This window comes from Kribbella qitaiheensis, from assembly GCF_042657745.1.
GTDB classification, from domain to species: Bacteria; Actinomycetota; Actinomycetes; order Propionibacteriales; family Kribbellaceae; genus Kribbella; species Kribbella qitaiheensis.
This window is the reverse complement of the sequence record NZ_JBHSKE010000039.1, coordinates 35067-49668: the sequence shown is the minus strand read 5'-3', so window position 1 is coordinate 49668 and position 14602 is coordinate 35067. Positions and strand designations below refer to the sequence as shown.

At 69.2% G+C, this 14602-nt stretch carries 14 protein-coding genes; 7 read left to right on the top strand and 7 right to left on the bottom strand.

Features of this window, described 5'->3' with window-relative positions; translation table 11 throughout:
• A partial coding sequence (locus ACFPJ1_RS25660; RefSeq protein WP_380107685.1) for a hypothetical protein occupies positions 1-451 on the top strand: 451 nt, incomplete at its 5' end.
• Positions 452-550: 99 nt separating this feature from the next.
• Here ACFPJ1_RS25660 and ACFPJ1_RS25655 read toward each other — a convergent pair.
• Positions 551-1150 carry a helix-turn-helix domain-containing protein gene (locus ACFPJ1_RS25655; RefSeq protein ID WP_380107683.1) on the bottom strand — a complete coding sequence of 200 codons (600 nt, stop codon included), beginning with the start codon at positions 1148-1150 and terminating at the stop codon, positions 551-553.
• Between the two features lie 219 nt (positions 1151-1369).
• On the opposite strand from ACFPJ1_RS25655, the gene ACFPJ1_RS25650 reads away from it, so the two are divergent.
• From ACFPJ1_RS25650 to ACFPJ1_RS25640, 3 genes are all read left to right on the top strand, one after another.
• Positions 1370-2734: a M16 family metallopeptidase gene (locus ACFPJ1_RS25650; protein WP_380107681.1), complete on the top strand. Its 1365-nt coding sequence runs from the start codon at positions 1370-1372 to the stop codon at positions 2732-2734.
• Positions 2731-4083 (top strand): M16 family metallopeptidase, encoded by a 1353-nt coding sequence (locus ACFPJ1_RS25645; RefSeq protein WP_380107680.1) that lies wholly within the window; start codon positions 2731-2733, stop codon positions 4081-4083. Before ACFPJ1_RS25650 ends, ACFPJ1_RS25645 begins: the two co-directional genes overlap by 4 nt.
• A gap of 138 nt (positions 4084-4221) precedes the next feature.
• Positions 4222-5949, top strand: coding sequence for a S8 family serine peptidase (locus tag ACFPJ1_RS25640; protein WP_380107679.1), 1728 nt, complete (start codon positions 4222-4224; stop codon positions 5947-5949).
• Positions 5950-6073: 124 nt separating this feature from the next.
• Here the strand turns inward: ACFPJ1_RS25640 and ACFPJ1_RS25635 are convergent, their stop codons facing one another.
• A complete protein-coding gene (locus tag ACFPJ1_RS25635) occupies positions 6074-6931 on the bottom strand; it encodes a DUF4190 domain-containing protein (RefSeq protein ID WP_380107678.1) in 858 nt (285 codons plus the stop codon).
• Positions 6932-7020: 89 nt separating this feature from the next.
• Positions 7021-7446 carry a CBS domain-containing protein gene (locus ACFPJ1_RS25630; protein WP_380107676.1) on the bottom strand — a complete coding sequence of 142 codons (426 nt, stop codon included), beginning with the start codon at positions 7444-7446 and terminating at the stop codon, positions 7021-7023.
• A 146-nt stretch (positions 7447-7592) separates the two neighbouring features.
• Here ACFPJ1_RS25630 and ACFPJ1_RS25625 point away from each other — a divergent pair, with 146 nt between their 5' ends.
• Entirely contained in the window at positions 7593-8807 is a 1215-nt protein-coding gene (locus ACFPJ1_RS25625; RefSeq protein WP_380107675.1) for an MFS transporter, read from the top strand.
• A gap of 49 nt (positions 8808-8856) precedes the next feature.
• Here the strand turns inward: ACFPJ1_RS25625 and ACFPJ1_RS25620 are convergent, their stop codons facing one another.
• The gene (locus ACFPJ1_RS25620) at positions 8857-9681 is read right to left on the bottom strand and encodes an SAM-dependent methyltransferase (RefSeq protein WP_380107674.1); all 825 of its coding nucleotides are present in this window, start codon (positions 9679-9681) and stop codon (positions 8857-8859) included.
• A gap of 174 nt (positions 9682-9855) precedes the next feature.
• Here ACFPJ1_RS25620 and ACFPJ1_RS25615 point away from each other — a divergent pair, with 174 nt between their 5' ends.
• Positions 9856-10584, top strand: a complete 729-nt coding sequence (locus tag ACFPJ1_RS25615; RefSeq protein ID WP_380107672.1) for a hypothetical protein — start codon at positions 9856-9858, stop codon at positions 10582-10584.
• Positions 10585-10681: 97 nt separating this feature from the next.
• Here ACFPJ1_RS25615 and hisN read toward each other — a convergent pair whose 3' ends face one another.
• Positions 10682-11461, bottom strand: coding sequence for a histidinol-phosphatase (gene hisN, locus ACFPJ1_RS25610; RefSeq protein ID WP_380107671.1), 780 nt, complete (start codon positions 11459-11461; stop codon positions 10682-10684).
• 307 nt (positions 11462-11768) lie between these two features.
• Here hisN and ACFPJ1_RS25605 point away from each other — a divergent pair, with 307 nt between their 5' ends.
• Positions 11769-12263, top strand: a complete 495-nt coding sequence (locus ACFPJ1_RS25605; protein ID WP_380107669.1) for a DUF2231 domain-containing protein — start codon at positions 11769-11771, stop codon at positions 12261-12263.
• Positions 12264-12318: 55 nt separating this feature from the next.
• On the opposite strand, the gene rsgA is transcribed toward ACFPJ1_RS25605, so the two are convergent.
• Both rsgA and aroA read right to left on the bottom strand, forming a co-directional pair.
• Positions 12319-13311: a ribosome small subunit-dependent GTPase A gene (gene rsgA / locus ACFPJ1_RS25600; protein WP_380107667.1), complete on the bottom strand. Its 993-nt coding sequence runs from the start codon at positions 13309-13311 to the stop codon at positions 12319-12321.
• Complete coding sequence (gene aroA / locus ACFPJ1_RS25595) at positions 13311-14582, bottom strand: 3-phosphoshikimate 1-carboxyvinyltransferase (protein WP_380107665.1); 1272 nt, start codon at positions 14580-14582, stop codon at positions 13311-13313. Before aroA ends, rsgA begins: the two co-directional genes overlap by 1 nt.
• Positions 14583-14602 lie beyond the last annotated feature (20 nt).

Sequence of the window (14602 nt, the reverse complement as noted above, 5' to 3'; positions counted from 1 at the left end):
TGGGCACACCGCACCCAAACCACCGCCGCTTGACACCCTTAACACCTGGGGTGTCTGTCGCTCCGTACGCCGCTCGCCCACCCTCGAAATTGCCAGGTACGCCCCCGGCTTCAACACCGCAGCGCTCACCAAGGACATGCCCATCCCACGGCTTGGCGCAGATATTGAGACTCCTCCGCATCAAGCGAAGTCTCCCGGGTGCCAGACGCTCGATACTGCGATTGTGCCCATATTTGGGGACAATCGGCCCGAGCCGGTGATCGACCTCGTCGACCTGGTACTCATCGCCACCACCGACGAACTCGAAGCGCGGCTCACCATCCGGGCCATCCAGGGCGAGGCCGCCCTCGCGGTTGTGCCCGCTAGGCGCAGTTCGACATCCCAGGCCCCGGCTGGCGGGCCGGCTATGCATGCGCGGCCAGTGAACGCCGTCCCGCAGGTGATCGACTGAGCTACCGAGGCGGCGGGCGCCTGCCCGAACCCGGTCTTGTCCGGCACTGCCACCGGCACCTGGAACCCAACCGACTGCAGTGGAGCCGGCGACTGACCCTTACCTGCTGTTGCGGTGTGGCTCAGGTGGCGTCACACGCCAGAGGTCTTGGGTTGCTAGCCAGATGTTGCGGGAGGCTAGTTGTTCGGGGGCGTGGGCGCGGGCTTCCTTGATCCGTCGGGGGGTGCCGGGCGTTTCCCATGGCGCTGGGGCCGCGGGGACGGAGCGGGTCCAGCGGGGGCGGGGGATGCCTGCGTCGTCGGCGAGCTTCTCTGCGATGCCTGCCAGGAGGGAGTCGAAGGCGATGTTCCCGGTTCGGGACGGGGGAGTGCCGATCGCTTCGGCTGTCAGGTCTTCGTGTGCGGTGACGTGGTCGATGAAGGCTCGTAGCCGCGTCCAGTTGATCTTGCTCTTCGCGTCTTCCGAGTAGGCGTCGGGGAGCGTCTCGATGGACAGGTTGGTCTGCTGTTCGGTGACGGCCAGCGACAGGCGCCGGCCGGTTGCATTGATCAGGCGCGAAAGCATGGTCAGTGTCGGGTCACTCGAACCGTTCTCGATCCGGGAGACCGTCGAGGTCGGAACGCCGGCGCGCGCTGCGAGCGCAGTGCGGGACAGGCCGGCGCTCAGCCGGGCCTCACGAACCAGTGCACCAGCATCCACAGGGGTAGCATATATGCAACAGTTCAGCGGCGGCAGGCAGCCACGTCGGTAGAAGGCGTTCGAGGCGGGAATGAGGGTGGCGCCTGACTGGCGGATCGCTTGCCTCTTCGACCGCCAGATCGGCAAGTACCACTGGGTCGTGACGTAGACCATCGCCTGGGTGTGCGCTGGTGGCGAACGGTCGGGGGGTAGGGGTGGGGGAGCACGTAGGGTGGCGATATGCCGCTGACTTACCCCCTTGCCGAGCAGACGTTGGACAACGGGTTGCGCGTTGTCGTCAGCTCTGACCGGGCTGTGCCGATCGTCGCTGTGAATCTCTGGTACGACGTGGGGTCTCGCCACGAGCCTCCGGGTCTGACCGGGTTCGCGCACCTCTTCGAGCATCTGATGTTCCAGGGGTCGCGCAACGTCGAGTCCGGGCAGCACTTCAGTCTGCTGGAGAACGCCGGAGCCAGCCTCAACGCGAGCACCTTCTTCGACCGCACCAACTACTTCGAGTCGCTGCCCAGCGGCGGGCTCGATCTGGCTTTGTGGCTCGAGGCCGACCGGATGGGCTACCTGCTCGACGCGGTGAACCAGGAGAACCTCGACAACCAGCGCGACGTGGTGAAGGAGGAGAAGCGGCAGAGCTACGACAACCGGCCGTACGGCGACTCGTACGAGCGGCTGGTCCGGCTCGCCTTCCCCGACGGCCACCCGTACGCGCACATGACGATCGGCTCGATGGAGGACCTCAACGCCGCGAGCCTCGAGGACGTGCAGGCGTTCTTCCGCAGCCACTACGGGCCGAACAACGCGGTCCTGACGATCGTTGGCGACGTGTCCGAGGAGGACGCGTTCGACGCGGCCAAGCGGTACTTCGGTCAGCTGCCGGCGATCCCGAAGCCGCCGGCCGCTCCGGACGGGACGGTCGGTCCGCTGGAAGGGGTGTTCCGCGACGACGTGGTCGAGGACGTCCCTTCGGACCTGATCACGATGATGTTCCGGCTACCGGTGGACGGCTCGCCCGAGCTTGACGCGGCGGCGCTCGCGCTCGACGTGCTCGCCGGCGGTCAGAGCGGCCGGCTGAACCGCCGCCTGGTCCGTGACGAGCAGATCGCGCAGTCGGTGTCGGGTGGTGCGCTGCCGTTGATCGGCGGCGTCTCGTTCGGCACGCTGACCGGCATCGCCTCGGACGGCATCGACCTGCAGAAGGTCGAGGACGCGCTGGCCGAGGAGGTCGAGAAGCTCGCCGAGGGCGGGATCACCGCCGACGAGCTGCTCACCGTGCAGGCGCAGGCTGAGCGTGACTGGCTGGAGCAGCTGGCCACCTGTGCGGGACGCGCCGACGAGATCTCGCACCACGCGTTGCTGTTCGGCGACGCGAACCGGATCAACACCCGGATCGACCAGATCCGCGCGGTGACCGCCGAGCAGGTCCAGGCGGCCGCGCAGCAGTGGATCCGCGCCGGCGGCCGCGCCCAGGTGACCTACCGCCGCCCGGAGACCGCAGGCCACGAGACCGCGGAAGACCAGGCGAGCGCAGAAGCACCGGAGACCGCCGCAGTACCGGCGAACGCCGGGGAAGCAGGGGAGCAGGAATGACGAGCCAGGCCTTGACCACACCGCCCGCTGTCGCACCGCCGCGGCCGTGGAAGTTCCCGGCAGCGACCAGTACGGCGACCGCGGTCGGTACGCCGGTCCACGTGTTCGACCGGCCGGGGCAGTACGTCGCCACCGTGCGGGTCACCATCGCCATGCCGCTGGTGGCGGAGCCGCGGGAGCTCGAGGGGGTCGCGACGATCATGTCGCGCACGCTCGACGAGGGCACCGAGCTGAAGTCCGCCAACGAGTTCGCCGCCGCCCTGGAGCGCCACGGCGCGGCGTACGGGGTGGATGTCAGCTCCGACGCGCTGCACGTGGAGATCTCCGTGCCGGTGTCGCAGCTTGCGCCGGCCGTAAAGCTGCTCGCCGAGGCGGTCACCCGGCCGGCCTTCAACCAGGCCGACGTCGGGCGGCACGTGACGATCCGGCTGGGCGAGATCAACCAGGAGCGCGCCAACGCCGGGTACCGGGCACGCGAGGCGTTCGCCGCGCACCTGTTCGACGCGCAGACCCGCCGCTCCCGCCCGACCGCCGGTACTCCGGACACCATCCGGCCGCTCACCAACGTCGAGGTGGCCCGGTTCTACCGGGAGAACATCGGCCCGGCGCGAGCGCAGATCCTGTTCGCGGGTGACGCCACCGGCGTCGACGTGGCCGGCATCATCGACGACGCGTTCGGCTCGTGGACGTCCGAAGCAGGCTCGGCCATCGAGACTCCTGAGCCGCTGTTCGTCACCGGCGACCGGCTCGTACTGGTGGACCGGCCGGGTTCGGTGCAGAGCCAGTTGCTGATCGGCTGCCCGGGACCGGACCGCCGCGAGGACATCTGGGGAGCGGCCGCGGTCGCGAACCACGTCGTCGGCGGCACCATCACCTCCCGCGTCGACACCGTGCTCCGCGAGGAGAAGGGCTACACCTACGGCACCCGGACCAGCTTCACCGCACCGCGCAAGGGTGGCACCTTCAGCCTCGGAGGTTCGGTCCGTACCGAGGTGACCGGCGCGGCGATCACCGACGCGCTGCGGATCCTGCGCGAGGCCCGCGACGGCCTCACCGAGCGCGAGGTCCGGGAGGCACAGGACAGCCTGATCCGTACCGCGCCCTTGCGGTACGAGCAGGCCGACTCCATCGCCCAGCAGGTCGGCAGCAACATCGCCGCGGGTGTTCCGCTCGACTTCGCGGACACCTACCTCGCCCAGATCGCCGCGGCCACCGCGGAGACGGCCACCGAGGCCTACCGCCGCTACGTCGGGACCAACGGGCTGCTGGTGGTCGTCGTGGGGGAGGCCAACGACGTCCGCCACCAACTCACCGGGCTGGGAATGGGCGACATCACCGAACTGAGCTGACGGCTCAGGCGGGCCGATCCGGTCAGCCGTTTGATTGCCGGATCCTGACAACGTCGGCCCCTTCCCGGACTCTGGTGGACCGCGCCGCGCGGGCTTAGTTTGTGCGGGTCACACTCACTTCAGGGAGGGGATCCGCTCGTGAGAGACGTCCGTAGATCGTTGTGCGCAGCCACCGCTGCCACCGCGCTGCTGGCCGCGACGCTGGCAGTTCCGGTCACCGCCGGAGCCGGTACGACGGCGGTGGCTGGGGGCAACACCGAGTACCTGGTTCTGCTCGAGGCCGGGGCGAACCACGCCCAGGCGCTGGCTGCCGTCAAGGCGGCGGGTGGCCAGGTCGTGAAGGAGAACGCCAACCTCGGCACGATGACGGTTCGGGCCGCAGCGTCCGGCTTCGTCGGCCAGGTGTCGGCCTCGTCGGCGATCGAGGGCGCCGCTCGGAGCCGTCCGATCGGGAAACTGCCGCAGGCCCGGCCGAACCTGGTCGAGCAGGAGCACGTCGGTGCGGTTGCCAAGGGCAAGAGTTCTGCTGCCAAGGGCAAGGCTTCGACCAAGAAGAACAACGGCCGGCAGCTCGATCCGCTGGACACGCAGCTCTGGGGCCTGAAGATGGTGCGCTCGGATCTGGCCCGCAAGGTCCAGCCAGGCAAGAAGGCAGTCAAGGTCGGCGTCCTCGACTCCGGGATCGACGCGCGGAACCCTGACATCGCGCCGAACTTCGACTGGAAGCTGTCGCGCAACTTCGCGCCCGACCTGCCCGAGATCGACGGAGTCTGTGAGTTCCGCGGCTGTGTCGACCCGGTCGGCTGGGACGACAGCGGTCACGGCACGCACGTGGCCGGCACGATCGGCGCCGCCGCCAACGGGACCGGTGTCTCCGGTGTCGCTCCCGGCGTGACGCTGGTGGAGATCCGCGGCGGTCAGGACAGCGGGTTCGTGTTCCTCGGCCCGGTGACCGAGGCGCTCACCTACGCGGGTGACGTCGGCCTGGACGTGGTGAACATGTCCTTCTACGTCGACCCGTGGCTCTACAACTGCGTGAGCAACCCGGCCGACAGTCCGGAAGCCCAGGCGGAACAGCGGGCCATCATCCAGATCATGCGCCGCGCTCTGAACTACGCGCACAACAAGGGCGTCACGCTGGTCGGCGCGCTCGGCAACAACCACGAGGATCTGGGCAAGCCACGGACCGACATCAGTAGCCCGGACTTCCCGGTCGGGACCGCCTACCCGCGGCCGATCGACAACGCGACCTGCGTTGACCTGCCGGTCGAGGGGCCGCACGTGATCGGCGTCTCCGCGCTCGGGCCGTCCGGCAAGAAGGCGGACTACTCGAACTACGGGCTCGAGCAGATCGAGGTGTCGGCGCCGGGTGGCTGGTTCCGCGACTTCTTCGGTACGCCGGCACACCGGACGAACGCGAACCTTATCCTGTCGACGTATCCGCTGAACGCGCTGCAAGTGGCCGGTTTCGTCGACGCGGCCGGCAACATCACCGCCACCGGCCTTGCGGCCGGAGCGCAGAAGCAGTGCCCGCGCGGGGTCACCGACTTCACCCGCTGTGGGTACTACTACGTGCTGCAGGGGACGTCGATGGCGTCGCCGCACGCGACGGGTGTCGCCGCGCTGATCGTCAGCGAGTACGGCAAGAAGGGTCGGCACAACTCGTACGGGCTGGCTCCCGACCGAGTCGCGAAGATCCTGCTCGGTACTGCGGCCGAGCGGCCCTGCCCGACCCCGCCACTGCAGACCTACACCAACGAGGGGCGGCCTGACGAGTTCAAGGCGCTCTGTGAGGGCACCCGGAGCTTCAACGGGTTCTACGGCAACGGCATCGTCGATGCCTACGCCGCAGTGACCAGGTACTAACCGAAGTGCTGCCGGGCCCGGTCCCGCAACGCCGGACCCGGCAGCACCCCGCCCTTCGCAGTACCCGCGCTTCGCAGTACGCCGGCGCCGCGTCCCGTAGTACTGCGGGCCGCGGCGCTCGGTGCTACTTGGGGGCGACCAGGCAGGTTGTGCCGTGGTCGCCGAGGCTCCAACTGTCTTCGGTGGGGTGCAGGTACCAGATGTCCGACGGCTGGTTGGCCGGCTGCTTGAGCGCCTTGAACCGGTCGGTGCAGCCCTTCTCGGCCGCCGCCTGGACCTGGGTGAGCCCGGGCCACTTGCCGGCGGGCAGGTCGAACACCGCGTACACCTTGCCGCCGTTCGGCTGATTGCAAGGCTGCACCTTGATGTCGCGGACCTCGCCCTCCTTGATCTCCGTCACGCAGTCGCCGACGCGGAGCTTGTTCGACGACACGTTCTGCGTGGTGGTGACCTGGCCGGAGGCGTCCCGGTCCGGCTCGGACGGATCGGCCAGGGCGGCCGCGGCGATGAAGCCCGCCACCCAGAGCCCGGCGAACGTCATACCGGCGATCGCGAGGCCCTGGCCCTTGTCGCCGGTCTTGGCGATCTTGGTGAGCGCGATGATGCCGAGCACGATCGCGACCGGCACGGCGGCGAGCAACCCGAAGATGAAGGTCAGGATCGCCAACGTGCTCGTACCGCGCCGCTGCCCCGGCTGGTTGCCGCCGGGGTACGGCTGGAAGCCCTGCCCGGGCGGGTAACCACCTTGCCCGTAACCACCTTGACCGGGCGGATAGCCGCCCTGGCCGGGCGCTGGATAGCCCTGGCCAGGCGGTGGGTAGCCCTGGGGCGGCGGTGGGTAGCTCTGAGGCGGCGGTGGGTAGTTCTGGCCGGGCTGGTTCGGGTAGGGCGGGCCGCTGCCTTGCGGCGGTCCGGGGTGGCCTGGGCCCTGTGACCCGGGCGGCGGTCCGACCGGTCCGGTCGGCGGCGGTGTCGGCTCCATGCCCGGAAATCTAGACCCCGCCGGGAGCATGGCAGGCCGAACAACCCGGCGGCGGCCGAGTTGTCGCCGTACCGAGGGAGGCGGTGAGGTCAGCCGGAGATGTAGTTGGAGAGTTGCTCGCGCTCGAACTCGAGCTCGCCGATCCGGGTCTTGACCACGTCACCGATGCTGACGATGCCGGCCAGGGAGCCGTCGATGACGACCGGGACGTGCCGGATCCGGCGGTCCGTCATCAGCCGCATCAGGTTGTCGATGTGATCGTCCGGCCCGCAGGTGTGCACCTCTGAGGTCATGATCGCGCTGACCCGGACCTGGCCCGCGTCCGGAGTACCGTGCATCAGCCGCACCACGTCGCGCTCGGAGACGATGCCCGCCAGGGACGTACCGTCCGGACTCACCACCACGGCGCCGACGTTGTGCTCGGCGAGCAGCGCGAGGAGTTCGGTGACGGTGGCTTCTGGGGAGATGGTGACGACCTGGTTGCCTTTACCGCGCAATACGTCGTTGATCTTCACGGAGCCTCCTGCTGTTCGACGGAGCCCAATACCCAAATGTAGCGAGATCCGGCCGTGAACGGCAGGTCTGGCAGAATGCGGATGGTGACCGTTGCCCGCCCCGCCCGCCGCAGCCACGGCTCGGTCCTGTCACGTCCGGTGACGGGTTGACCTGGCGCGAGGACCTTGCAGTACTGCGTCACCGCGACGTCCGCATCTTCATCAGCGCCCGGTTCGTCTCGCTGCTGGGCTCGTCGATCGCTCCGATCGCGCTGGTGTTCGCCGTGCTGGACGTGTCGGACGAAGCGACCGCGGTCGGTATCGTGCTGGCCGCCCGGAGCATCCCGAACGTGGTCTTCCTGCTGATCGGCGGCGTCATTGCCGACCGGCTGCCGCGCCGCCTGGTGCTGGTGGTCGCGAACACCGTCAGCGGCCTGACCCAGGCGCTCGCCGCCGCCCTGATCCTGTCCGGGCACGCGCAGATCTGGCAGTTGGCCGCGATCGAGGCGGTGAACGGGATCGCCGCCGCGTTCGTGATGCCGGCGATGGTCGGGATCCTGCCGGCGATCGTGGACCGGGCCGAACTACCGCAGGCCAATGCGGTATCCGGGTTCGCGAGGTCGGTCGCGATGATCGGCGGCGGCGCGGTGGCCGGCATCATCGTCGGCTTCACCGGACCCGCGGCCGGGTTGCTGGTGGACGCGGTCACCTTCCTCCTCGCGGCGGCCCTGCTGGCCCGGCTCAGGATGCCGCGGATCGAGCGGGTGCCGACGTCCATGCTGTCCGACCTGCGGGAGGGCTGGACGGAGTTCATCTCCCGGCAGTGGGTCTGGGTCGTCGTGCTGTCGTTCCTGTTCCTGAACATGATCTTCACCGCCTGCTACAGCACGCTCGGCCCGGTGATCGCGGACGACACCTTCGGCCGGGTCGGCTGGGGCGTGGTCAGTGCCTGCTTCGGCGCCGGATTGATTGCCGGGGGCATCTTGATGATCCGGGTCAAGCCGCGCTACCCGCTCCGTGTCGGCATGATCGGGATGCTCGTGTCCGCGCCGATGTTCGTCTGCCTGGCACTGGTGCCGCACACGCTGACGATCGCCGCGGCGGCCTTCGTGGTCGGCCTCGGCTTCGAGCTGTTCGGCATCGGCTGGGAGACCGCCCTCGGTCAGCACATCCCGCTGGACAAACTCTCGCGTGTCGCGTCCTACGACATGCTCGGCTCCTTCATAGCCAGCCCGATCGGCCAACTAGCCGTCGGCTACCTGGCCGCCGTCCTCAGCATCAAAGCGGTCGAACTCTACGGCGCCACCCTCCACATCCTGCTAGTCCTGGCAACCCTCGCCGTCCCCTCCGTCTGGCTCCTCCAACGCCACACCACCACCTAGTACTCCGGGCCCTGGGCGACGGAGGAGCGGCGTGGGGTTGAGTACGGGGTCAGGGTTTTACGGCTAGGACTGCTGCGATGAGGCGTTCCCAGTCGGTCAGGTCGTCTACTGGTTCGGTGGGGCGCCATTCGGCGGCGGAGACGAGGCCGGGTGGGAGGACGTCGAAGCCGTCGCCGAAGAGGGCGAGGATCTCTTCGTCGGTCCGCCAGCGGCCGCGGCCCACGGAGCCTTGGAGGAGTTCCTGCATCTGGGCGCTGCGGGGGTCGTTCTCGCTGCGGAAGTGGCTGATGAAGACGTAGCTGCCGGAGGGGATCCGGTCGTGCCAGAAGCGGACGATGGCGGCCGGGTCCTCGTCGTCGTTGAGGTGGTGCAGGACCGCGCTGAGGATGACCGCGACCGGCTGGTCGAAGTCGATCAGGGCGCGGGTCTCCTCGCTCTCGTAGATCGCCTCGGGATCGCGGAGGTCGGCCTGGAAGACGGTGGTGTTCTCGTTCTCGGCGAGCAGCGCGCGGCCGTGGGCGAGGACGACGGGGTCGTTGTCGACGTAGACGACCTTCGAGCCGACCGCGTACCGCTGGGCGACCTGGTGCACGTTGTCCGCCGTCGGCAGGCCGCTGCCCAGATCGATGAACTGCCGGACTGGTGTGGTCGTCACGATCTCGCGAACCGCCCGGGTGAGCGCGCCGCGGTTGTCGAAGGCGATCGCGCGGGACCCGGGCAGGTCGTTGATGAACTTGTCCCCGAGCGCACGGTCGATGGCGTAGTTGTCCTTGCCACCGAGCAGGTAGTCGTAGGTCCGGGCGATGCTCGGTTTCGTGACGTCCACCCCGGGAATCGCGGTGCTTTCAGTGCTCTGAGCGCCTCCGTCGACCATCGCGACAGTCCTTCCGATCGGGGGTAGACCAGTGGTCACTTTAGGCGATCAGGGGTTCCGTAGGTCACCCGACCTGTCGGTACTGCGTTCCGCCGGTGACCAAACCTTGCAAGGGCGGTGTCCTGAAGGTGCAACCTGGCGACGCCGTTCACCCCGATGGGGTTGGATCGAGGGATGGGACTGTTCTCGAGGAAACGCCGCAACCCCAAACCCGATGCCGAGCCCCTCAGCGCCGAGCCACTCGGCGTCGACGCGACTGGTGACTTCGACCTCGCCACGATCGACCTGCCGCGGGTCGAGGTGACGCCGGAGGTTCCGGTGGTGGCCGAGCGGATGACCGTGCGGACCTACAGCGCCTGCGACGAGTACATCGCGCCGTCGATCGCGCCGATGACACCCTTCGTGCTCGCGGTCGAGGACGAGCCGACGATGCTGGTGAAGCTCGCCGGCATGTCCCGCGCCGAGGGTGCCGAACTCGCGCGAGCGGTTGCCGCCGACGATTCCCTCGCGGTCGCGGCGTACCGGTCGCTGCCGACGTACCCGGTCTTCATCCTGGCGCTGTTCGTGTACGACGCCCCGAGCGATCCCATGCGCTTCGAGGGCTATCGGGATGTCACCACGGTCGACGTCCAGGACTTCGTGGTCGCACTGGGCCGCAAGGCAGGCCGCGGCCAGGTCCGCCTGTACAGCGAATCCGCCGAACTGCTGGCGGTCGGCCGCTTCGCCCTCCGCATGCCGCCCTTCCAGCAGGTCCGCTTTCCCTACACCACGACCCCGAACGAGCTCCACGAACTCTGGCAGCTACTCCAGCTCTCGGCCGGCTGGTACAACTCGCTCCCCGCCGCTCGCCGGGACTTCGGGATGGCGGTGGAGGCGCACATGGACAACGAACCTCCGCTGTAGGCGAACCTCCACGCCATCAATCGACCTCCTCGGCGGGATCACCCAGGCGTGACGCGCGGGGAAAAGCGTGCGTTTGATGGCCTGGAGGTTCGCCGCCCTACCTGAGCCGCTCGAGCACCTCGTCGTGCAGCCGCCCGTTGGTGGCTACGGCGTTGGGGCCGTTCGGGCCGGGGGTGCCGTCCAGGGAGGTGAACTTGCCGCCGGCTTCGTCGACGATGATCGCGAGGGCGGCCATGTCGTACAGGTTGAGCTCGGGCTCGGCGGCGATGTCGACCGCTCCTTCCGCGACGAGCATGTAGGACCAGAAGTCGCCGTAGGCGCGGGTGCGCCAGGCCGAGTCCATCAGGCCGGCGAACTGGTCCTTCTTGCCGAGCTTCTCCCAGCCCTTGAGCGACGAGTAGGACAGCGAGGCGTCGCCTAGGTCGGAGACGTCGCTGACCCGGCACGGCTGGGCGGACATCAGGGCGCGGCCGGTCCACGCGCCGTCGCCGTACGACGCCCACCAGCGGCGGCCGAGCGCGGGGGCGGAGACGACGCCGACGACGACCTGGTCCTCGATCATCAGGCTGATCAGGGTGGCCCAGACGGGGACGCCGCGGATGTAGTTCTTGGTGCCGTCGATCGGGTCGACCACCCAGCGGCGGACACCCCACCCGGTGGTGCCCTGCTCCTCGCCGACGAACGCGTCCCGCGGCCGGGCCCGGGCCAGCGTCTTGCGCATCACGTCCTCGACCTTGCTGTCGGACTCGCTCACCGGGGTGAGGTCCGGCTTGGTCGCGACGTGGAGGTCGAGCGCCTTGTAGCGGTCCATGGTGGTGGAGTCGGCGTCGTCGGCAAGGATGTGCGCGAGCCGCAAGTCGTCGGTATGCGAGGGCATGCCGGAAGGCTAACCTGCCGCCCGCCCACTGAGGAGCCGGGACCACGGACCGCCACCACTCACCAACCCGGCCGATGCTCGAGGCGTCCGGCGTGGATCACCGCGGCGGACGGTTGGTGTGCGAGGTTGGTGAGTGGTGGGCGTCCGCGGGACCGGGCATGGAACTGCCGGAACGCGGGTGGTGTAGACGGGGTGCTGGTGGTGTAGAAGTGGTCGAGAGTTGCGGGTCGGTCTCGGGTGCGTTTGAACCATCGGTCGTGGTTGAACGTGCAGTTAGTGTCAGACAACAACGACTGCAGGAGGCCTCATGTTCGAGCGCATCGGAGATCTGCCGCTGCACGTGCTGGTCATCCACGTGGCAGTGGTGGTGCTACCGGTCAGTGCGCTGATCGCGATCGTCTTCGCGGTGGTGCCCAAGTGGCGGTGGTTGCTGCGCTGGCCGACGCTGCTGCTGGGACTGGGGTCACTGGTGGTCGCGTACGTCGCCCGCCAGAGTGGCCTGGCGTTCCTGGCGGCGATCCCTGAGCTGCAGCCGATCGTCCAGCTGCACGAGAACCGCGGCAAGCTGCTGTTCTGGTACTGCCTGATCTTCGCGGTGGTTGCGATCGTGGCGTTTCTGGTGCTCGGCGGACCGTCCTCGCTGGCCAGCGGTAAGGGTGCGAAGGCAACCAAGAGCAGGCCGCTGGAACTCGTCGTCAGCGCGGCGCTGGTTGTGATCAGCCTCCTCGTCATCTGGCAGACCATCCGCACCGGCGACGCCGGCGCGAGGGCTGTCTGGAACGGCCAGCTTCCGAAGAAGTAAGCCCCGGAAGTCCGGGCCTGCGGCAACCTGCCGGATCCGGGCCTGGGCAACTGCTTCAGGTGGTTTCGAGGTCGCGGCCTTCGCGGCTGGCCAGGAGGCGCCGGAAGGAGGCGACGCGTTCCGCGTCGACCCGGCCCTCGGCGACCGCTACGTCGAGAGCGCAGTTCGGCTCGCTCTCGGAGTGCGTGCAGCCGCGCGGGCAGTCCCGCGTCTCGGCCGCCAGGTCGCCGAAGGCGTTGATCAGCTGATCCGGCTGGACATGCGCCAGCCCGAACGACCGGATTCCCGGCGTATCGACGATCCACCCGCCGTCGGGCAGCCGCAGCAGCAACGCGCTGACCGAGGTATGGCGACCGCGGCCGGTGTTGTCGTTCACCACCCCGATCGCCCGGTTCGTACCCGGGACCAACGCGTTCACCAGCGTCGACTTGCCGACCCCCGAGTGCCCGACCATCACGCTCGTCCGGTCCCGGAGTTGCTCGGCCAGTTCGCTGAGATCCCCGTCGCGCTGGGTGGCGACGGACTCCACCCCGAGCGGCCGGTAGATCGACAGCAGCGGATCCGGATCCGCCAGATCGGTCTTCGTGAGGCACAGCAACGGCCGCATGCCCGCGTCGTACGCGGCGACCAGGAAGCGGTCGATCAGCCGGGTCCGGGGTTCCGGGTTCGCCACCGCGACGACGATCACGAGTTGGTCCGCGTTCGCCACCAGAGGCCGCTCGATCGGGTCGTCGTCATCGGCCGATCGGCGCAGCAGAGTCTTGCGGGGGAGTACCTCGACGATCCGGGCCAGCGTCCCCTCGTCCCCGGTGGCGTCGCCGTCGAGCTTGACCAGGTCGCCGACGATGACACCCTTGCGGCCGAGCTGCCGGGCCTTCATCGCCGTCACGACGCGATCGGACTCGCCCACCCAGCAGGTGTAGCGGCCGCGGTCCCGGGTGATCACGAACCCCGTGACGGCGTCGTCGTACGCCGGCCGGTCCTTCGTCCGCGGCCGGGTCCGGCGCTTGGGCCGGTCGTACTTGGCTTCCTCGTCGTACCGCGACATCAGCCGACCAGCGCCGTCCAGAGGTCGGGGAACTCCGGCATCGTCTTCGCCGTGGTCCCGATGTTCTCGATCTCGACGCCGTCCACCGCCAAGCCGAGTACGGCGGCGGCGTGCGCCATCCGGTGGTCGTGGTACGTGCCGAAAAGCCCGCTGTGCAAGGGCTTCGGCCGGATCTCCAGGCCGTCGGCGGTCTGCATGACGTCACCGCCGAGCGCGTTGATCTCGGTCTCGAGCGCGGCCAGCCGGTCGGTCTCGTGGTTGCGCAGATGCGCGATGCCCCGCAGGTACGACGGGCCGTCGGCGAGGGCGGCGACCGCGGCGATGACCGGCGAGAGCTCACCCACCTGGCTCAGGTCCAGGTCGACCCCCTGGATCCGGCCGGTCCCTCGCACGGTCAGCCCGTCGGCGGACAGCGACACCTCGGCGCCGAATCGGGTGAAGATCTCCCGGAGGTGGTCACCCGGCTGGGTGGTCTCGGTCGGCCAGCCGGTCACGGTGACCGAGCCGCCGGTGATCACCGCGGCGGCCAGGAACGGGGCCGCGTTGGACAGGTCCGGCTCGATCGCGGTGTCCAGGGCCCGGATGGGGCCGGGGGCAACGACCCACCGGTTCGGCTCGTTGTCGTCCACCTGGACGCCTCGCTCGCGGAGCATCCCGACGGACATGTCGAGGTGCGGCTGGGAAGGGACCGGCTTGCCGTCGTGGCGGATGTCCACGCCCTCGTCGTACCGCGCTCCGGCGAGCAGCAGCGCCGACACGAACTGGCTCGACCCGGACGCGTCCAGGGTGACCTTGCCGCCCCGGACCGCGCCGGACCCGCTCACGGAGTACGGCATCCGTCCGGTGCCCTGGTCCTCGATCTGTACTCCGAGGGTGCGCAGGGCACCTAGGATCACGTTCATCGGGCGCTCGCGGGCGTACGGGTCGCCGTCGAAGGCGACCTCGCCGTCGGCCAGCGCGGCGACGGGAGGTACGAACCGCATCACGGTGCCGGCCAGTCCGCAGTCGACGCTCGCCGGGCCCTTGAGGGAGCCCGGGGTGACGGTGACCAGGCCGTCCTTCTCGGTGATGCCGACGCCGAGGGAGACCAGGGCGGACCGCATCAGCGAGGTGTCACGGGCGGCGAGCAGGCCCGTCAGCGTCGACGGGCCGTCCGCGATCGCGGCGAGGATGAGCGCGCGGTTACTGATCGACTTCGACCCGGGCACGGTGACCCGGCCGGTGACCGGTCCCTCGGCTCGCGGTGCCGGCCAGCCCTGCTGCGTTCCCATCCCACTCCTCGGCTCGTTGG